Origin of the sequence: Pseudomonas sp. DTU12.3 (assembly GCF_004124275.1) — a bacterium.
GTDB lineage: Bacteria > Pseudomonadota > Gammaproteobacteria > Pseudomonadales > Pseudomonadaceae > Aquipseudomonas > Aquipseudomonas helmanticensis.
This window is the reverse complement of record NZ_CP027218.1, coordinates 2786286-2804986: the sequence shown is the minus strand read 5'-3', so window position 1 is coordinate 2804986 and position 18701 is coordinate 2786286. Positions and strand designations below refer to the sequence as shown.

24 protein-coding genes are annotated in these 18701 nt (G+C 59.3%); 11 read left to right on the top strand and 13 right to left on the bottom strand.

What is annotated here, in order from left to right; translation table 11 throughout:
* Window positions 1-5: 5 nt before the first annotated feature.
* Together fae and C2E19_RS12900 are read right to left on the bottom strand one after the other, a co-directional pair.
* Window positions 6-518 carry a formaldehyde-activating enzyme gene (gene fae / locus C2E19_RS12905; protein ID WP_129392628.1) on the bottom strand — a complete coding sequence of 171 codons (513 nt, stop codon included), beginning with the start codon at window positions 516-518 and terminating at the stop codon, window positions 6-8.
* A 297-nt stretch (window positions 519-815) separates the two neighbouring features.
* A complete protein-coding gene (locus C2E19_RS12900; protein WP_129392625.1) occupies window positions 816-2021 on the bottom strand; it encodes an NAD(P)/FAD-dependent oxidoreductase in 1206 nt (401 codons plus the stop codon).
* A 292-nt stretch (window positions 2022-2313) separates the two neighbouring features.
* Here C2E19_RS12900 and C2E19_RS12895 point away from each other — a divergent pair, with 292 nt between their 5' ends.
* On the top strand, window positions 2314-2862 hold the full coding sequence (locus C2E19_RS12895; protein ID WP_129392622.1) for an Rrf2 family transcriptional regulator: 549 nt from the start codon (window positions 2314-2316) through the stop codon (window positions 2860-2862).
* 91 nt (window positions 2863-2953) lie between these two features.
* On the opposite strand, the gene C2E19_RS12890 is transcribed toward C2E19_RS12895, so the two are convergent.
* Window positions 2954-3289, bottom strand: a complete 336-nt coding sequence (locus C2E19_RS12890) for a hypothetical protein (RefSeq protein WP_129392619.1) — start codon at window positions 3287-3289, stop codon at window positions 2954-2956.
* 184 nt (window positions 3290-3473) lie between these two features.
* Between C2E19_RS12890 and C2E19_RS12885 the strand changes: the two genes are divergently transcribed.
* Window positions 3474-3713 (top strand): hypothetical protein, encoded by a 240-nt coding sequence (locus C2E19_RS12885; RefSeq protein WP_008085812.1) that lies wholly within the window; start codon window positions 3474-3476, stop codon window positions 3711-3713.
* Between the two features lie 64 nt (window positions 3714-3777).
* On the opposite strand, the gene C2E19_RS12880 is transcribed toward C2E19_RS12885, so the two are convergent.
* Entirely contained in the window at window positions 3778-3975 is a 198-nt protein-coding gene (locus C2E19_RS12880) for a DUF2188 domain-containing protein (RefSeq protein ID WP_129392615.1), read from the bottom strand.
* Window positions 3976-4199: 224 nt separating this feature from the next.
* On the opposite strand from C2E19_RS12880, the gene C2E19_RS12875 reads away from it, so the two are divergent.
* Window positions 4200-4562: an NUDIX hydrolase gene (locus C2E19_RS12875; RefSeq protein ID WP_129392611.1), complete on the top strand. Its 363-nt coding sequence runs from the start codon at window positions 4200-4202 to the stop codon at window positions 4560-4562.
* Window positions 4563-4565: 3 nt separating this feature from the next.
* On the opposite strand, the gene C2E19_RS12870 is transcribed toward C2E19_RS12875, so the two are convergent.
* From C2E19_RS12870 to C2E19_RS12860, 3 genes are all read right to left on the bottom strand, one after another.
* Window positions 4566-4808: a DUF1652 domain-containing protein gene (locus tag C2E19_RS12870; protein WP_129392608.1), complete on the bottom strand. Its 243-nt coding sequence runs from the start codon at window positions 4806-4808 to the stop codon at window positions 4566-4568.
* Window positions 4809-4920: 112 nt separating this feature from the next.
* Window positions 4921-5820 carry a polysaccharide deacetylase family protein gene (locus C2E19_RS12865; protein ID WP_129392605.1) on the bottom strand — a complete coding sequence of 300 codons (900 nt, stop codon included), beginning with the start codon at window positions 5818-5820 and terminating at the stop codon, window positions 4921-4923.
* Window positions 5821-5951: 131 nt separating this feature from the next.
* Complete coding sequence (locus C2E19_RS12860; RefSeq protein ID WP_129392602.1) at window positions 5952-6899, bottom strand: ABC transporter substrate-binding protein; 948 nt, start codon at window positions 6897-6899, stop codon at window positions 5952-5954.
* A gap of 293 nt (window positions 6900-7192) precedes the next feature.
* Here C2E19_RS12860 and C2E19_RS12855 point away from each other — a divergent pair, with 293 nt between their 5' ends.
* The 4 genes from C2E19_RS12855 (at window position 7193) to C2E19_RS12835 (ending at window position 10418) form a co-directional block, all read left to right on the top strand.
* Window positions 7193-8179 (top strand): aliphatic sulfonate ABC transporter substrate-binding protein, encoded by a 987-nt coding sequence (locus tag C2E19_RS12855; protein ID WP_129392599.1) that lies wholly within the window; start codon window positions 7193-7195, stop codon window positions 8177-8179.
* Between the two features lie 61 nt (window positions 8180-8240).
* Window positions 8241-9083 (top strand): ABC transporter permease, encoded by an 843-nt coding sequence (locus C2E19_RS12850; RefSeq protein WP_129392596.1) that lies wholly within the window; start codon window positions 8241-8243, stop codon window positions 9081-9083.
* A 48-nt stretch (window positions 9084-9131) separates the two neighbouring features.
* Window positions 9132-9812: an SOS response-associated peptidase gene (locus tag C2E19_RS12845; protein ID WP_129392593.1), complete on the top strand. Its 681-nt coding sequence runs from the start codon at window positions 9132-9134 to the stop codon at window positions 9810-9812.
* A gap of 333 nt (window positions 9813-10145) precedes the next feature.
* Window positions 10146-10418, top strand: coding sequence for a hypothetical protein (locus C2E19_RS12835; RefSeq protein WP_129396115.1), 273 nt, complete (start codon window positions 10146-10148; stop codon window positions 10416-10418).
* 47 nt (window positions 10419-10465) lie between these two features.
* On the opposite strand, the gene C2E19_RS28990 is transcribed toward C2E19_RS12835, so the two are convergent.
* From C2E19_RS28990 to C2E19_RS12825, 3 genes are all read right to left on the bottom strand, one after another.
* On the bottom strand, window positions 10466-10612 hold the full coding sequence (locus C2E19_RS28990) for a hypothetical protein (RefSeq protein WP_164979428.1): 147 nt from the start codon (window positions 10610-10612) through the stop codon (window positions 10466-10468).
* A 63-nt stretch (window positions 10613-10675) separates the two neighbouring features.
* On the bottom strand, window positions 10676-10990 hold the full coding sequence (locus C2E19_RS12830) for an AzlD domain-containing protein (RefSeq protein WP_064389414.1): 315 nt from the start codon (window positions 10988-10990) through the stop codon (window positions 10676-10678).
* Entirely contained in the window at window positions 10987-11685 is a 699-nt protein-coding gene (locus C2E19_RS12825; protein WP_129392590.1) for an AzlC family ABC transporter permease, read from the bottom strand. The genes C2E19_RS12830 and C2E19_RS12825 overlap by 4 nt, the downstream gene beginning before the upstream one ends.
* 181 nt (window positions 11686-11866) lie before the next feature.
* Between C2E19_RS12825 and C2E19_RS12820 the strand changes: the two genes are divergently transcribed.
* Entirely contained in the window at window positions 11867-12802 is a 936-nt protein-coding gene (locus tag C2E19_RS12820) for a GGDEF domain-containing protein (RefSeq protein WP_129392587.1), read from the top strand.
* 52 nt (window positions 12803-12854) lie between these two features.
* The gene (locus tag C2E19_RS12815; protein WP_129392584.1) at window positions 12855-13229 is read left to right on the top strand and encodes a DUF2784 domain-containing protein; all 375 of its coding nucleotides are present in this window, start codon (window positions 12855-12857) and stop codon (window positions 13227-13229) included.
* On the opposite strand, the gene C2E19_RS12810 is transcribed toward C2E19_RS12815, so the two are convergent.
* Window positions 13230-13757 (bottom strand): DUF3087 domain-containing protein, encoded by a 528-nt coding sequence (locus C2E19_RS12810; protein ID WP_129392581.1) that lies wholly within the window; start codon window positions 13755-13757, stop codon window positions 13230-13232.
* 223 nt (window positions 13758-13980) lie between these two features.
* Here C2E19_RS12810 and ppnN point away from each other — a divergent pair, with 223 nt between their 5' ends.
* Window positions 13981-15354: a nucleotide 5'-monophosphate nucleosidase PpnN gene (gene ppnN, locus C2E19_RS12805; RefSeq protein ID WP_047598267.1), complete on the top strand. Its 1374-nt coding sequence runs from the start codon at window positions 13981-13983 to the stop codon at window positions 15352-15354.
* A gap of 207 nt (window positions 15355-15561) precedes the next feature.
* On the opposite strand, the gene C2E19_RS12800 is transcribed toward ppnN, so the two are convergent.
* Both C2E19_RS12800 and C2E19_RS12795 read right to left on the bottom strand, forming a co-directional pair.
* On the bottom strand, window positions 15562-16956 hold the full coding sequence (locus tag C2E19_RS12800) for an FAD/NAD(P)-binding protein (RefSeq protein ID WP_129392578.1): 1395 nt from the start codon (window positions 16954-16956) through the stop codon (window positions 15562-15564).
* The gene (locus C2E19_RS12795; protein ID WP_129392575.1) at window positions 16957-17520 is read right to left on the bottom strand and encodes a helix-turn-helix domain-containing protein; all 564 of its coding nucleotides are present in this window, start codon (window positions 17518-17520) and stop codon (window positions 16957-16959) included.
* Window positions 17521-17605: 85 nt separating this feature from the next.
* Here C2E19_RS12795 and C2E19_RS12790 point away from each other — a divergent pair, with 85 nt between their 5' ends.
* A complete protein-coding gene (locus C2E19_RS12790) occupies window positions 17606-18544 on the top strand; it encodes a DMT family transporter (protein ID WP_129392572.1) in 939 nt (312 codons plus the stop codon).
* The last annotated feature ends 157 nt before the right edge of the window (window positions 18545-18701 follow it).

Sequence of the window (18701 nt, the reverse complement as noted above, 5' to 3'; positions counted from 1 at the left end):
GGACCTCAGGCTTTTGGCGTGTAGAAAGGGTTGCTGATGTGCGCCACGACATCTTTCAGTTGCGCGATTTGCGGCTTGCCGGTCAGCGCCGCGCGGATCGCAGTGCGGCAGGCGTTGTAGTTGTTCTGGTACACCGCATCGAGGTCGTCGCAGGCCGGGTTGACCCAGTTGGCGGTGACGATCGCCCACTCGTCCTCGGCTTCCGGCGGCAAGGTGCCGTCGAGCAACGCTTCGAGTACCGCTTTGGCGATTCCGGCTTGCGAGGCGCCCCACGTGGCATTGCCGTGCAGATCGCTGTTGATCGCGGCTTTGTTCACATACAGGGTCATCGGCTTGACCGGAATGTTTGGCTGCGCGATCACCATGAACGGGCAATGACCCTGGCTTGGCGACGCCAGGCTGTTGGCGAACGCCTGCCCGGCCGGGCCGTTGCGCGGGCCGATGAGGATGTTGATGTGCGCGGCGTTCACGCCCGGGCCTTCGAAACCTTCACCGATGTACAGGTCGAGTTCTTTCATCAGTCATTACTCTCTTGCGATACGAGGGATGTTCGATAGCTCACGCCGGCCGGATGGCGAGCGCGGTCAATAACGGGCGTGGGGAAATGCGGCGGGACAAATGCGACATGGCTGCAAACGCTCTCTGGTTGTTATTGATGAGCTGTGTTTGCGATTTTTTAACACCGGGCAATGAGCCGGCCGTAACCATTAAAAATCATGGGGCAATGACTTTTAGTCATAGCCCTGTCGTGCAGGAATCAGTGCAGGCAAAAAAAATCCCGCTCAGTGAGCGGGATTTGTTGGTCAAGGCTTTCGTTACGCGACCACAGGAATCATCGGGTCAGCCGCCGCCAGCGCACTCACGCGATCAGCCACTGGCGGATAAATCCACTGGGTGTTGATCTGGGTCTTCAGGGTTTTACCTTCCTGCTTGATCAGTTTCACTTGGCGATCCCAGCCTTCGGTGTAAACCGCGCCCCATGCGCCAAGGTCCAGGCAGGTCACGTATTTCGGCTGGCTGTACGGCGTCGGATCGATGCCAAGAAGCTGCGCCGCGACGTTGTTACCGGCGTGACGGCCCAGCGAAATAGCGTGCTGGCAGGTCATCAGCGCGTAGTTGCCGATGTCGTCGGTGGCGGCGTAGGCCACGTCGCCGGTGGCAAAGATGTCGTCCTGGCCGATGACTTTCAGGTGCGCGTCGACGTGCAGTCGCCCCTGTTTGTCGCGCTCGGCCGGAATCTGCCCGGTCAGCGAGCTGGCGCGTACGCCGGTGGTCCAGACCACGGTTTTCGCTTCGATGCGTTGCCCGTCCGACAGCGTCACGCCGTCAGCATCGACCGATTGCACCGACACACCCAAACGCCATTCAACGCCCAGTTCTGCGCTGGCCTCGATGATCGAATGGCTGATCTCTTCGCCCATCGAAGCGCCGATCTTCTGCCCGCGATCTACGACGATCACTTTGATGTCGACCTGCTCGCCAAGAATTTCGCGCAGACGCCCGGGCATTTCAGTCGCCGTTTCAATGCCGGTGAAACCGCCACCGGCGACTACCACGGTATTGCGTGCCTGGCTGTCAGGCAGATTTGCGAGGGATTTCAGATGCGTTTCCAGACGGATCGCCGCCTCGATCTGATCAACGTCGAAAGCGTGTTGCGCAACGCCCGGAGTGGCGGATTGGGCCAGACCGCTGCCGCTGGCCAGCACCAGTTTGTCGAAGTGCAACACCTGCTGTACGCCTGTCGCATCGCGATAACCGACGGTTTTAGCGGCGACATCGATCGTTTCGGCGGCACCCTTGATGAAGTGAACGCCGACTGCTTCGAACAGTTCCGCCAGCGGTGCCGCGAGCTGATGGGCGTTCGGTTCGTAGAAACGCGGACGCACGCGCAGCTCTGCCTGTGGTGCCAGAACGCTGATTTCGACGTCGTCGCGACCGTGCAGATCAACCAGGCGTGTCGCACTCAATGCCGACCACATACCGCCAAAACCTGCGCCGATCACCAGAATCTGCTGCTTCATTGTGTGTCTCCAGAAAAGCCGAACCGTGGAAAGAGGTGTCACGAATTTTGTCGGAGGCTTGTTGCTGCCCTTCCGATAGCGCCGACTGTATTGGTCGGATATAAAAGCGACAAGTCAGATTATTCGATATGTTTGATCTAAAATAACGATACTTTTAAAATTGAACACGGCAGATTTTACCGCTTATTTGTTGGGTTAAACCCCGAAAACACCGGGATTCGATCCCGCACAGGAGATTGTCGAGGGTCGCTCAGGATGATAGTATTTACGACAAATCAAGTCGGACTTATCTATGTCTCTTTACAGTGCAGGCGTCGAATACGGCATTCATTGCCTGGCTTTTCTGGTGGGCAACGGCGGCGACAGTCGCGAGGCCAGCGTGCGCGATCTCGCCGAATTGCAGGGCGTACCGGTGGAATACCTGGCGAAGATCTTCACCAAACTGGCCAAAGGCAAACTGGTGGTCGCCAGTGAAGGCGTGCGCGGCGGCTTCAGCCTGGCGCGACCGGCAGACGAAATCACCCTGCTCGACATCGTCAATGCCATCGACGGGCGCAAGAATATTTTCGAATGCCGCGATATTCGTGGGCGTTGCGCCCTGTTTGAGGGTAATCCGCCGGAATGGGCAATCGAGGGCACCTGCTCGATCCACGGCGCGATGATGACCGCGCAAAAACGCATGGAAGAAGCCCTCGCCCAACAGACCATCCTCGACATCGCCAGAAAGGTTGGCCGCAAGGCGCCGGCGGAGTTTGGCCAGCAAGTGGAAGACTGGATTCAGGAGCGCCGCGAGAAAAAGGGCAACGTCGGCAGCATCCCGTTAACCGACATCACCGACTGAACCTCGCCGAACCTGCAAGCAAAAAAAAGCAGAAACCGTTGATCCGGTTTCTGCTTTTTTTGCACCTGATTGTTATCCGCCGATGCGATCGTTACAGGCAGTCCCGCACCGATTTGCGCAACGAGCCGGACTTCGCCCACGGTGGCCCCTGATACAACGAAACCCGGCTGCCATTCTTGTATTTGACGACATCGAGAATTTCATCAGCGGTGATGATGCTCGGCGCAGTGATGCGGTAACCGTTGGAGATCGACGTTTGCGTGGTCTTCGCAACGTCTTGCTGCCACAACGGTAATACACACGCGGCATAATCCTTGGGTGCCTTGTCACTGGTCTTGCTGACATTCGGCTCACCCGGTACCAGCGATGCCGGCAACGAACAACCTGCCAACATGGCCAACGCCAAACTCCCGATCCAAATCCGCATGCTGTTGCCCTGTTCTGAAAAAAAGCGAATGTACCGTTTAACTGTGTGGACATCCATCGTGGCAACACGCTTCGGGGGAAGTTTGGACAATTTTTCACATCCACCGAGCCCGGCGACGGACGAAACCTGCGACCACTGAAAAATGCGACTACTCTGTTTTACCGAGAATGTTCCGGAGGTGATCATGCGGCTCAATGAATACGAACACGAACTTCAGCGCGACCTGCAAAGTGTCGCATCGGATCTGCGTTGGTCGGCGGTCGACCTCAAGCGGATCGCCGAACAACTGCGCAAATCCGGTAACGAAGCAGACGCCCAGACTGTTTTGAGGTCTTGCGAAGTGTTGCAGAGCGATGAGGAACGGCTGCAACTGTATGCCAAGGAAGTGAAGGCCCGGGCGATCAGCCGCACCAAGGTCCACTGACCCCCTTCCAGGCAACGCCCAAACAACAAGCCCCGGCAAATACCGGGGCTTTTCCATTATGGCTTCAACTGGCCGTGTGACTTTGCGCGCGCGGCGAGCGTTTTTTGTAGCCGGGAAGAGCTGCGGCATACGCCAGCGCCTCCTCTCTGCTGGCGAAAGACGCCAGCCGGTCGCCCTCGGTACAAACCCGCCAGGGGCCGTTGTTTACGCTGAGCACGTCGTAACCGTTCATGTGCATCTTGTTCAACATCGCAATGCTCATGGGCACCTCCTGTTTTTGCTAACGGTGGGTTCAGCCTCACGTATTTACCTTACACCGAGTTTGCGCTGCGGTGCCAACCGGGCGTCGCGGCGCTTGCCGGTCAGGGCTATGGCACTTTTCGCACAAGCAACCGCTCCATATTCCGACGGAACCTTGAAATGGGCTCGCGGCTCGAATATTGCAGTTTCATTACATTATTGTGACAGGCAACAAACAGGTAACAGATGAAAGTACGCGCAACCGTCATTTGCGAACAGGATCGCCACGTCCTCCTGGTGCGCAAACCCCGCTGCTGCTGGACCTTGCCCGGTGGCAAAGTCGAGCCAGGGGAAACCCGGGCGAACGCTGCCGTGCGTGAATTGCAGGAAGAAACCGGGCTGGATGCCGACGCTGTGTTGTATCTCATGGAACTGCAAACCGGCAGCACGCGGCATCACGTCTACGAGGCATCCGTGCTGAATATCGACGACGTGCGCCCGCAAAACGAAATCGTCGATTGCATCTGGCATCCGCTCGACGCCGTACACAACTTGAAGACCAACGATGCAACGGTGCGCATCATCGAGGCGTTTCGCCGGCGTCTATGAGGCTTAACCGGCGAAGGCCCGCCGCCCCGCACTCATTTCCGTGCGCAGCTCACCGATAAAGTTGGAGATGTCACGGATCGTGACGAGGTGTTCCGGGGATACCCCATTGAGCAGCAACTCGACACGTCCGCTGTCTGGCTCATAAACCTTGATTTGCAGCAGTCCCTGTTTCGTCGGAATGCAGTCGCACTTGAATGCGGGAAAGCCTGACTCGACGATGCGGCAAATGTCGGTTATGGCAAGCATGGACGGACGCCTCGCAGGCGATGGATCGATTCGATCGATAGAGCATAGATGAGCAATTTGTGTCCTGCCCGATACAAGAATGCCAAGCCCGTCACATTTCCTGCGCAACCTTTCAATGAGCGTCGTGATCCCAGATCCAGTTCCAGATCCCCGGCAATTCGACCGACTCCGAACTCTGCTGAACCGTGCGTGCCAGCGCGGCTTTCTCGAGTGCGTCGTGGTCGTCATAGAACGGCTTGTCCGCCAGTTTCACGCCCGTCGCCGCGGCGCTGTCGAGGAGGATTTGCAGGTATTCGCGGGTGTGCCGTGCGGTGTAGCGGTTGAGGTCATGAAAGGTCACCACCACCGGCGTCACCCCGTCCACGCTGGGAAACTCGCCGAGGGCAATGCGCTCGCGCACTTCCGAAAGCTGGCGCAACAGGTTCGCCCGTCGACGCGGGCTGGCGTTGAAACCCCAGATCTTGCCGTCATTGGCGCTCAAATCGGTGAGCAGCACGTGCAAGCCGTGCTGCTGATAGGCGGCGAAGGTGCGTTTGTCGTAATTCCAGAATGGCGGACGCAACAGCGTCGGTGGCGCCCCGGTGATCGCCGCAATGTCCGCCGTGCCATTGCTCAGTGAGGCTTCGAGTTCCTGCGGGTCGAGCGAGCGATGATTGGTGTGCCAGTGGGTTGCGGTGTGAAACCCGAGGATGTGCCCTTCGGCGTACTCACGGCGCATGATGTCTCGGCCAATCTCGCTGTTGCCGGCCCGGGGCGCGCGGGTCTGGACGAAAAACACCGCTTTGATATTCGCTTGCAGCGGATTGTCCTTGAGGCCATCGAGCACTGTTGCCGACGGGTTCCACAAGCTCGAAGCGCTGGGGCCGTCATCGAACGTCAGCAGAAAGCGCACCGGCGCCTGGGCCTTGAGGCGGGTTTCGGTCTGCGCAGTCATTTCGATGGGCGCGGCGATGCAACCGGCCAGCCCCAGAGCGATGGCCGCTGCGCATATGAATTTGAATGCCGATGTCATGTTTTGCCTTGAGCCCGACCGCGCCGGTCATGTTGTCGATTGGCAAAACTCCCTCGCCCCTATCCATCCCTGCGCTCCTGTCTGCGAGCCGAGGTTGGATAAGGTACACAGGGTTTGGTTCCAGCGCTCGTTCAGTGTGCCAATGCCTGCGCAAAGGACGGGTCGATAATCGCCGCTGTAGCCAGCGGCGCTGGCAATGCCTTGACCTTGTACAAGAAGTCGGCGGTGCTTTGCAGATCGGCCGACGCCTGTTGATCCACCGGGCCTACGGTCATGTGCGCCTGGCGCAACCAGTGGCGCGAGACCTGCTGATCAAGGTTGGCCTTCTTCGCCCACAGATCGGCGTACTCGTCAGTGTGGCTGTCGACCCAAGCCCGCGCCTGCTTCAAACGCCCGAGAAAATCAGCGATCGCCGCACGCTTGCTGTCGATGGACGGCGTAGAGGCGGCAATCGCGCTGAGGCCCGGCATCAGGTTTTTCGCGGTGAGAATCGGCCGCGCACCGGAAAACACGATCTGCTGGGAAATGTACGGTTCCCACACCGGAAAGGCATCGATGCTGCCCTGCGGCAATGCGGCTGCCGCATCAATCGGCATCAGCTTGACGAAGTCGACGTAATTTTCCGGCAGACCGCCCTGCTCCAGCGCGCGCAAGGTCAATTGTTGACTCCAGGCACCGGGCCAATAGGCAACTTTTTTGCCCTTGAGGTCGGCGATGGTTTTCACCGGGGAATCCTTCGGCACCAGCAAGGCGATGGTGTCCGGATTCTGCCGTGACACCCCGATCAGTTTCACCGGCGCCTGTTTTGCGGCGAGAAACAGAAAACCGGAGTCGCCCAGAAAGCCCAGGTCGAGCGAACCGGTTTGCAGCGCTTCGGCGAGCGGTGCAGCGGCCTGGAAATGTTTCCAGTCGACCGTGTACGGCGCACCTTTCAATACACCCGATGCCTCGATCGAGGCGCGGATGTTGTAGTAGTTCTGGTCACCGACATGCAGGACCACAGGCTCAGAGGCGTAGGCAAGTGGCGCAGTGAACAGTGCGCCAGTGAGCGCATTGCGAAGGAAACGGGAAAGCGTCATGGCACGTCCTGCAAATGGGAATTGCATAGACCATAACGCTCTTAATATCTGCTTCTGAAATTCGATTAATGCATAAGCTCATCACTGACGATTGCGACTGTTTCTCTAGCAACAGTGCCGCACCAGACTGTTCGCCAGGCAACAACTGAAAAACGCTTAAAAGCCTTGAAAGCCTTGTAAACCGGCGCTCAGCACACATGGCACAGAGCCTGCAATATTCCATTGATGCAGGAAGCATTCGACAAAAATATCTTTTTGGACATAAGAAACCTGTGCCTTTGCCGGAGCGCCCCATGACCTCGTTCTTTCCGTTAACCCGCCTCAAAACCCTGTTGGCCGCTGGCGCGATGGCCCTGAGCCTGCAACCGCTGGCCCACGCGGCTGAAACCGCTCCAGCGGAAGTGCATCTCGACTACGCCTATTACTCACCGGTAAGCCTGGTGCTCAAGCACTTCGGCTTTCTCGAGAAAGCCCTGCCGCAAACCAAAGTCAGCTGGGTGTTGAGCCAAGGCAGCAACCGCTCGCTGGAATACCTCAACAGCGGCGGCGTCGATTTTGCCTCCAGCGCCAGCCTCGCCGCCGTGCTCAGTCGCGCCAACGGCAGCCCGATCAAATCGGTTTATGTTTACAGCCGCGCCGAATGGACCGCGCTGGTGGTGCGTAAAGGCTCGCCGTTGCAGACCGTTGCCGATCTCAAGGGCAAGAAAATCGCCGCCACCAAAGGCACCGATCCGTACCTGTTCACCTTGCGCAGCCTGCAACAGGCCGGGTTGAAAAAGGACGACGTGGAATTGGTCCATCTGCAACATCCGGACGGTCGCACCGCGCTGGAAAAGGGTGACGTCGACGCCTGGGCCGGTCTCGATCCGCACATGGCTGCCAGCCAGGTGCAGGCTGGCTCGCGACTGCTCTACCGCAATCCAGCTTTTAACAGCTACGGCGTGGTCAGTGTCACCGAGCAATACGCCCGAGAGCATCCACACACCATCGACACCGTGATCAAGGCTTACGAACAGGCACGTGAATGGTCGCTGAAAAACCCTGAAGAGTTCGCCGCCCTGCTCGCCAAGGAATCCGGATTGCCGCTGGACGTGGCCAAACTGCAACTGTCGCGTACCGACCTGAGCAGCCCGCAATTGACCGCCAACGACGTCAGCGCTTCTAAAGCTGCCGCGCCAATTCTGGTCTCCGAAGAACTGGTGCGCCGTGGCGTCAACGTCGATCAAGTCATCGATCAGTTGCTCGACAGCGGTGTGCAGCAAGCCGTCGCCCGCCAGTAATTGACCAGACTCCCGAGTAATCCGCGCGCGCCGCCGATTGCTCGGGAGCGGAGCCTGCATCATGCCCAGTCACAGCAAAGACCTGCCCGCGCCGCTCGCCTTGTCGCGCCGGCCATCCGCCGCTTTCAACCCGGCATGGCAGCGCCGCCTCAAAGGCCTCGCCCTGCCACTGCTGATCGTCGTCGCGCTGGAAATTATCGTACGGATCGGCTGGCTGCCGTCCTACCAGATGCCGGCGCCCAGCGAGATCGCCGTGACGCTGACCGACCTCGCTGAAGGTGCCTTGTGGAAACACATCGGCGCCAGTCTGATTCGCGTGTTGCTCGGGTTCGCCATCGGCGCCAGCCTGGCACTGGTGTTTGCCGCATGGGTCGGTTTGAGCCGCGAGGCCGAGGCTTACCTGGAACCGACTTTTGCCGCATTACGCTCGATTCCCAGCCTGGCCTGGGTGCCACTGTTATTGCTGTGGCTGGGCATCGACGAGACTTCGAAGATCGTTTTGATCGCCATCGGCGCGTTCTTTCCGGTGTACGTCAACGTCGTTGCGGCGATCCGCAATATCGATCGAAAACTGGTGGAAGTCGGGCGTATCTACGGCTTCAGTCGCTGGCAACTGGTGCGGCGGATTCTTTTGCCGGCCGCCCTGCCCGGCCTGTTCACCGGACTGCGCAGCGGCATGAGCCTGGCGTGGATGTTTCTCGTCGCCGCCGAACTGATCGCCGCGACCAAAGGCCTCGGCTATCTGCTCAGTGATGGTCGCGAAACGTCGCGGCCAGACATTGTCCTGGCGGCGATCATCGTCCTCGCCCTGCTGGGCAAACTCAGCGACGGCCTGCTCGCGGCGCTGGAACGACGCTGGCTGGCGTGGCGCGATACGTTCACCGGACAAGACGGCAAGGATTGAATGCGCAAGGGCAACTAAGCTGAATTCGTCCAACCGGAGGTTCAGCTCATGTGCGGAAGACTCTCGCAGTACCGTGGCATTCACGACTTCGTCGCCGTGCTGAGCATTCCCGATGCGCTGATCAACCATGTCGGCGATGCACCGCTGGGCCGCTACAACGCGGCGCCGACCACTGCGCTGGCGGTGCTCCATCAACACGAACAACGCGTGTATGCCGACAATCTGCGCTGGGGTTGGCGCCCGCACTGGGCCAGGGATCGCGCGGCACCGATCAATGCGCGGGTGGAGAAAGTTGCGCATGGCCCGTTCTTCCGGGCGATCTGGCCTCAGCGCCTGATCGTGCCTGTCGACAACTGGTTCGAGTGGGTCGATGCCGAGGACAAAACCCGACAGCCGTGGCTGATTCGTCGCGCCGATCACGCGCCGGTTTTCTGCGCGGCTATCGGCCAGTTGCCGACACCGGGTGCCGAGGCGCGCGATGACGATGGATTCGTGATCATCACCGCTGACAGCGCCGGCGGTATGCTCGATATCCATGATCGGCGCCCGGTGGTGTTCTGCGCAGAATTGGTGCACGAATGGCTCGACCCAGCCACGCCCGTCGAACGCGCCGAACAGATGCTGTTGTTCGAAGGCGAAAGCAGCGAAAACTTCGCCTGGCACAAAGTCGGCAAAGCCGTGGGCAATGCGCGCAATCAAGGCGCGAGCCTGATTCTCGAACAACCCTAAATATCTCCGCGCCCATCGCGTCTATCCCTGTAGGAGCTGCCGCAGGCTGCGATCTTTTGCTGTTGATCAGCAAAGTCAAAAGATCGCGGCCTTCGGCAGCTCCTACACGTGACGCACGGGCTTTACAGGTGGTGTTTCATTCTTGAATCAAGGCCCTTGAAACAAGCGTTCGAATGAATCAACCACTGGTCTGACATTTCAATCGTCATACATACATTTAGATGCACTACGGATAGCATGCGCGCCGCATTTCCGATTGGTATACCAGTTGACCAAAGAGTCAACAAATCAGGAATCTCCCCACAACTTCTACAAGCCTTGCAGAGAAATAAGTTGCGCGACGATTTTGCAATCAAACAGGTCAGCGGCCTGGAGTGTATTTTTCTGTCGATGACAGAACGCTTTGAACTCGACTGTTTTATCGGCCATTACATCAAGACCCGAAACCTGCGATCCGTTCCCGACATCGAACGTATCCTGCGCACCACCCTCGAAGGATATCCCGGCCACCCGCCGGTGATGGTCAACGAGCTCAATGCCTGGATCGACAAAACCTTGGGATATCGGGCGTCACACCCCGACTTCACGCAGATGGACGATCTTTGAAACAAACAAAAAGCCCCGCTCATGCGGGGCTTTTTCATATCAATGGGTCAGAACTTGCGATCAGGATCGGACAGCTCCCTGCCATCGTCATGCTTCCAGGTCTGTTCCTTGTGTTTCTCGCGTTCGATTTCCTCTTGCGTCGGCTCGTCTGTGTCTTCGTCATCCGGCTCCGGATGTTTTTGCTCAGTCGCCATGCCCACCTCCCGTCACAAGTAAACAGCCATCCTTACAGCGTAGAACAGTTTCAATCGGCCAACTTACAACCACCAGCGCAACACAAAGAAGAACGCCATGCTCAACAACATACTGAGCAAAGTGCTGCGCGTGTATATCACCAGCCCGATCGCGACCAGCGAACTAAGCAGATAGGGGTTGTCCCACTGCAAATTCAGCTGTTTGTCGGGCATGAATACAATCGGCCCGCAGATCGCAGTCAACATGCCTGGCACGGCAAACCCGAGAAACTGCCGGGCATTGCTGCTCAAGCGCACCGGCAAGCGCGGTTCGAGAAACACGTAGCGGTTGAGGAACACCAGAATCCCCATACCGAAAATCACTGCCCAGACCATCATGTGCGCCCCCGATAGAGCTTGTTGCAGATAAATCCGGCGGTCATACCCGCCAGCCCCGACAACACCAGCGCCGAACCCCATTGCCAATAACTGAACAACACCGAGCAGAACAGCGACACCGCCACGCACACCACGGTCGGCACGTTGCGCACCACTGGGGTGATCAGGGCAATGAAGGTTGCCGCGATCGAGAAGTCCAGGCCCAGATGCTCAAGCCCCGGAATACTGCTGCCGAGAACGATGCCGGCGAGGGTGAAGAGATTCCAGGCGATGTAGAACGTCAGGCCGACGCCCAACGCGTACCAGCGATTGAACTGCTGGCGATCATGCTGACTGGTCAAGGCGAACAACTCGTCGGTGAGCAAAAAGCCCAGGCCGATTCGCCAACGCCCCGGCAGCGGTGAAATCACCGAACGCATGCTCATGCCGTACAACAAATGCTGCGACGTCAGCAGCACGGTCGTCAGCAGAATCGAGAAAATCCCCGCACCGCCCTTGAGCATGCCAATCGCAACCAGTTGCGCAGCGCCGGCAAAGACGATGCTCGACAAGCCCTGCCCTTGCAGCGGGGTGAGATTGGCTTCAATCGCCATGGAACCGGCCAGCAGCCCCCACGGCGCAGTCGCCAGAGACAACGGCATGATCGCCGCCGCGCCGCGAAGAAACGCACTGCGCGGCAAAAGTGAGTCAGACATAACGCTCTTCAACCAGAGAAACGGTCGCAGACTGTGCCAGTAAACGCTGTTTTCTGGCTTGAACAATCTTGCGCACTTGTAGGAAATCGCTTGGACTGGCCGTTCATCGGCCCACCGCTTGCAAGCCTTCGATGCTAGCAACATGCTGGCGCTGCATTTTCCCCAGGACACCAACCCCGCCATGACTGCTATCGACAATGACGTGTACAAGACCCTGTTGGAATCGACCAAAGCCATTCCATGGCGGATCGACTGGAAAACCATGACCTTCAGCTACATCGGCCCGCAGATCGAAACCCTGCTCGGCTGGCAGCAGGACAGTTGGGTCGGGGTCAATGACTGGGTCGAGCGCATGCACCCGGATGATCGCGATTACGTCGTCGAATTCTGCGTGTCGCAGTCGCGCGCCGGCGTCGATCATGAAGCCGATTATCGTGCCCTCACCAGCAGCGGCGACTACGTGTGGATCCGCGATGTGGTGCACGTGGTGCGCAAGGACGGCGAGGTCGAAGCGCTGGTCGGGTTCATGTTCGATATCAGCGAACGCAAGAAAACCGAAGAGCATCTGATCCGTTTGCAGAAGCAACTCGAAGAGTATTCATTTCAGGACGGGCTCACCGGCATCGCCAACCGGCGCATGTTCGACACGGTTCTCGAACGCGAGTGGGCCAGTGCACAACGCAGCGGATTACCGCTGTCACTGCTGGTGCTCGACATCGACTACTTCAAGCAATACAACGACCATTACGGCCACATCAAAGGTGACGAATGCCTGCGCCAGGTGGCCAAGACGCTATCGCTCGCGGCCAACCGGCCACGGGATTTCATCGCGCGTATTGGCGGTGAAGAGTTTGTCTGGCTGTTGCCGGAAACCGATGCCGAGTCGGCGCGTCTGGTGGCACGCAAATGCCTGCACTTGATTCGTCAGCAACAGATTGCACACGCGCATTCTCCGGTGTCGTCGCTGGTCAGCCTCAGCCTGGGCGTTGGCACGACGCAAGCCGCTGCCGGCGACGACCCTCTGCACTTCGTCGAACAGGTCGACAAACTGCTCTATCAAGCCAAGCACAACGGGCGCATGCGCGCCGAATTCGCTGATTTTCGCACTGACGTTTAAGCCCCTGACGGGCGTAACATAGCGCCATTCACACTCGCGTCAGGGAGACCACATGCTGTACCGAATCGCAGCCGACGGGCTGGTGCTGTTTCATTTGTGCTTTATTTTGTTCGTGCTGTTTGGCGGTTTGCTGGTGCTGAAATGGCCGCGAATGATGTGGCTGCATTTGCCGGCAGCGGCCTGGGGCGTGGCGGTCGAGGTGTTGCACCTGACCTGCCCGCTGACCTACTGGGAAAACCTCATGCGCCACGCCGCCGGGCAGACCGAATACGCCGGCGGTTTCATCGAGCATTACGTCTGGCCGATCATCTATCCGGCGGGGCTGACCCCGCAGATTCAACTGGCACTGGGCAGCGTGGTGCTGGCGGTCAACCTGCTGGTGTACGGCCGTTTGATCCGCTCATGGAGGCTGCGCCGAGCGCTGTAATCAACGCGACTTCTGCTTCAGGGCTTCCAGCCAGGCAGGGTCGAGTCGCTTCTGCTCAGTGTCGAGACCCAACGCCTGCATCCGCTCCTTGTGCGCTTCGACTTCGCGCCACAGTTGCCCATGATCGCTGGAGTTACCGTCCAGTTCATGCATTTGTGTTAGCCCCAGATGATAGAAGCGCAACACTTTCATTGCCGTCGGATCATTCTTCTCGACGGCTGCCGTGACCTGATGCATCACATTGGTGATGCCCATCAGGTTGCGCTTGAGCCGCCAGCTGTACACCGCCGGGGCCATCCAGCTCTGATTCCAGAAGCGCCCGCGCAGCAACGCCGCCGTCAGCAGGAACGCGACGAACACTCCACCGACGTTGAACCGCAGATTATCGCCGCCAGGCTCGCCGAACAGCGCCACTGCGACGCTGGAAAACAACATCGCCAGCACCAGGAACAGCACGGCGATGATGATCGTGCTGCGCCGGGTCTGCTGGCGAAAGGTGGCGGCGTCCATCGGCTGAATCTCGAACATCACTTATGACTTCCTTGAGCGACAAAAGGGGCAACGGAAAAAACTCGCCGGCGCATTATCGCCTCTACGAGGGATTTAGCTATGCTGGGGCTCCTTTTCATCTTTTCAGCGTCCAACGGGGACATGGCGGTACAGCGCAGATCGTGCCATCTTCATTCATGGATACACACTATTCGGATGCCATCGCCTAGTCTTGAGATGACATCGTTTTAAGGATCATTGCATGACCCAACGACACGTAATCAATGCCTCGGTCAGCCCGAAAGGCAGCCTGGAAACCCTTTCTCAACGTGAAGTCCAGCAACTGAGCGAAGCCGGATCCGGCAGCACCTACACCCTCTTCCGCCAGTGCGCCCTGGCCATCCTCAACACCGGCGCCCATGTCGATAATGCCAAGACCATCCTCGAAGCCTACAAGGACTTCGAAATCCGCATTCACCAACAGGATCGCGGCGTACGCCTGGAGCTGCTGAACGCTCCGGCCGACGCGTTCGTCGACGGCGAGATGATCGCCAGCACTCGTGAAATGCTCTTCAGCGCCCTGCGCGACATCGTCTACACCGAAAACGAACTCGACAGCCAACGCATCGACCTCAGCACCTCGCAAGGCATCAGCGACTACGTTTTCCACCTGCTGCGCAACGCGCGCACCCTGCGCCCGGGCGTCGAGCCGAAAATCGTCGTGTGCTGGGGCGGCCACTCGATCAACACCGAAGAATACAAATACACCAAGAAAGTCGGCCATGAACTGGGCCTGCGCAGCCTCGACATCTGCACCGGTTGCGGCCCCGGCGTGATGAAAGGCCCGATGAAAGGCGCAACCATCGCCCACGCCAAACAGCGTATTCATGGCGGGCGTTATCTCGGTTTGACCGAGCCGGGCATTATCGCGGCTGAGGCGCCGAACCCGATCGTCAACGAACTGGTGATCCTGCCGGACATCGAAAAGCGCCTGGAAGCGTTCGTGCGTGTCGGCCACGGCATCATCATCTTCCCGGGCGGTGCCGGGACGGCGGAAGAGTTCCTTTACCTGCTCGGCATCCTCATGCACCCGGACAACGCCGGCCTGCCGTTCCCGGTAATCCTCACCGGGCCGAAGCATGCCGCGCCGTATCTGGAGCAGCTCGACGCCTTCGTCACCGCGACCCTCGGCGAAGCGGCCAAACAGCACTACGAAATTATCATTGACGACCCGGCCGAAGTCGCGCGACAGATGACTCAGGGACTGAAAGCGGTGAAGCAGTTCCGTCGCGAGCGCAACGACGCGTTCCACTTCAACTGGCTGCTGAAGATCGACGAAGGCTTCCAGCGTCCGTTCGATCCGACCCACGAAAACATGGCCAACCTGAAACTGCACCGTGACCAGCCACCGCATGAACTGGCGGCGAATCTGCGTCGGGCGTTCTCCGGAATCGTGGCGGGTAACGTCAAGGACAAGGGCATTCGCCTGATCGAAGAACACGGGCCGTACCAGATCCGTGGTGACGCGGCGATCATGCAACCGCTCGATGCGCTGCTCAAAGCCTTCGTCGCCCAGCACCGGATGAAACTGCCGGGTGGCGCGGCGTATGTGCCGTGTTATCGCGTGGTGGCGTAACACTTTCAGCCACGACGCAACAAATGTAGGAGTGAGCCTGCTCGCGATAGCGGTATATCAGTCACCTTTTATATTGACTGAATCACCGCTTTCGCGAGCAGGCTCGTTCCCACAGGGAATTCAGGTTGTAAACACCATTTGTGCCACATCACAGAACCTGTGGGAGCGAGCCTGCTCGCGAAGAGGCCCGAAAGAACACCATCAACCTTATCCCACCAACCGCCCCGCCAACGCCTTCGCCTGCAATGCCACATCCGTCACCGCCGTACTCTCCCACCACATCCCGCGTAACGGCGGTCCCATCGCAAACACCCGGCTGGCCGCCCGCCCGTCGGCATCCAGCACGGCGCCATCCACCGCCGCCGCAATCCCCAACGCCAACGGCCCCGGCTGTATCAAGCCGCGCGCCAGCAATTGTTGCGGCAACGGCCGCGCCACTCGGCGCCAGTCGTATTCGATGCCACTGGAATTGATCAGCGCCGCCCCCTGCACCACACAGGTTTCAGACTCACCGCGACGTCGAATGCGAATGCTGATGCCATCTTTCGAATTCGGCTCAAGCCCTTTGAATGAAGCCGCCTGAATCCGCAGACGCCCTTCGCCGTGCAAGCGCTCGACCAACGCCGCGCTCAACGGCGGCGAGCGATGGTGATGGCTCTCCCACCACGGCCGCACATGCCGTACGAATTGTCGCCGCTGCACGTCAGTCGCCTGACTCCACAAGCGGGCGATATGCACCCGCACCGAGTCCAGCGGCGCCTGCCAGTCGATACCCTGAGCGATCGCGTCACGACAGTGTCGGCGCAATTCGCGCAGCAACTGCCGTGGTGTACGAATGCTCTGATCATCGCCGAGAAAGTCCGGCCATGCCGGCGGCTGGCGGCGCACATGGGGCAACAGGCCATGCCGGGAAAACACCTCGATCGGCCCGCGATGCCCGGCCTGTTCCAGTGAAACCACGGCGTCGACCATAGTCAGCCCGGAACCGATGATCAGCACGCTCGCCTGCGGATCGAGTTGGCGCATGGCCGCGACGTTCCATGGGTCCAGCGCGGCGGCGTTGAGGCCACTGGAGTGTTTCTGCGCAGTGCGCGCGGCAGGGAACATGCCGGTGGCGAGTACCGCACAGGCACCTCGCAACGATTGGCCATCGCTCAAGCTGAGCAACACCGCATCGGCATCGGTTTGCAGGTCCAGCACTTCGGCGCAAATGTGCTCGACGGTCGACCCCTGCTGCGCCCCCACCCGTCGGGCTTCAGCCAGGCGCTGCTGCACATACACGCCAAACAGTCCGCGCGGTGGAAACAGCTCGCTGATCGGCACGTTCTGTTCGGCAGACTCTGGCCAGCCGCCAGCCGCAATATGTTCAGTCAGCCATTGCGTGAGGTCATCGGGGTTATCCGGATCGACGCTCATCCGCGCCGCATTGCCATTCAGCGTATGCCCCAGCTCGACCGCGCTATACGCCTCGCCGCGCCCGAGTTCGGTACGCGGCTCGATGATCAGGATTGTTCGCCGCCCGGGCTGCCGCAGCAATTGCACGGCCAGCATCGTGCCGCTGAGGCCGCCGCCGATGATCAGGATGTCCGCGTCGCACGCCATTCAAATCACCACATTACGCACGAACCGCGCCGCGACATCGCCATCGTTGCGATAGGAATGCGGTTGGTTACTGGCAAACATAAAAAACTCCCCCGTGCCGATTTGTTGCGGCTGATCGCCGAGCATCAGCGTCAGGCACCCTTCGAAGACGAAAATCTGCTCGCTCCAGCCCTCGGCATCCGCTTGCGAGGGATAGACCTCGCCCGGCTGCAGGCACCACTCCCATTGTTCGACTTCGCGGGTGGCGGTGGCTTTCGACAACAGTACCGCTTTGCTGCCCGGGATCGATCCCGCCCATGCCACTTCGTTGATCCGGCTCGGGTCGCGGGCGTCCGGCGCCTGGATCAGATCGCTGAAGGCGACGTCGAGCGCCTCGGCGACGCGGTCGAGGGTGGTCAGGCTGACATTCTTCTCGCCCGCTTCGATCGCCACCAGCATCCGCCGACTGACTCCGGATTTTTCCGCCAGCGCGGTCTGGCTCATGTCCGCGGCGTGGCGCAGGCGTCGAACATTCTGGCTGACATGTTGCAGAACGGAGGTTCGTTGAGTCGAATCTTTGTGCACTATATTGCTCACTTGGTGAGGTTGGGCAGTATACTGCGCAACGTTGGGCGCATTGTGCGTCCTCCTTTTTATAGTGCGCAAGGTCATGACGTCGCAGAACACTTCCCCCACCTCCCTCCGCTTCTCCCACTTCAGCAAGGCCGAATGCGTGCTGGTGCTGATCACCATGGTCTGGGGCGGCACGTTTTTGCTGGTTCAGCACGCGATGACCGTCAGTGGGCCAATGTTTTTCGTTGGCCTGCGCTTTGCGGCGGCAGCGTGCATCGTGGCGCTGTTCTCATGGCGTCACTTGCGCGAATTGACCCTGTTCGAACTCAAGGCCGGCGCCTTTATCGGTGTGGCGATCATGCTCGGTTACGGCTTGCAGACCGTCGGTTTGCAAACGATTCCGAGCAGTCAGTCAGCCTTCATCACGGCGTTGTACGTGCCCTTCGTGCCGTTATTGCAATGGCTGGTGCTCGGACGCCGACCGGGATTGATGCCGAGCATCGGCATCATGCTGGCGTTTACCGGTTTGATGTTGTTGTCGGGGCCGTCCGGGGCCTCGCTGAATTTCAGTCCCGGCGAGATTGCCACGCTGATCAGCGCCATCGCGATTGCCGCCGAGATCATTTTGATCAGCACCTATGCCGGCCAAGTGGATGTGCGCCGGGTCACCGTGGTGCAACTGGCGACGACGTCGGTGCTGTCGTTCCTGCTGGTGGTGCCGACGGGCGAAATGATTCCTGACTTTTCCTGGACGCTGCTGGTGACGGCGCTGGGCCTGGGCGCCGCGAGCGCGGCGATTCAGGTGGCGATGAACTGGGCGCAGAAAAGTGTTTCGCCGACGCGGGCGACGTTGATCTATGCCGGGGAGCCGGTGTGGGCCGGGATTGTCGGGCGGATTGCCGGCGAGCGCTTGCCGGCGATTGCGCTGCTGGGGGCCGGGTTGATTGTGGCGGCGGTGATTGTCAGTGAGTTGAAGACCAAGGGTAAGGTTGTAGCAGAGGTCGATGAAGGGTTGGAGAGCGAGAGCAGTAACTGAAAGCAAGATCAAAAGATCGCAGCCTGCGGCAGCTCCTACACCGGACCAATGTAGGAGCTGCCGCAGGCTGCGATCTTTTCGGCCCTTTTGATTTCCTCGAAACAAGGCTAAACATAAATATTCAGACTACTTTGTAGGATTCTGAGACATCCTGGCG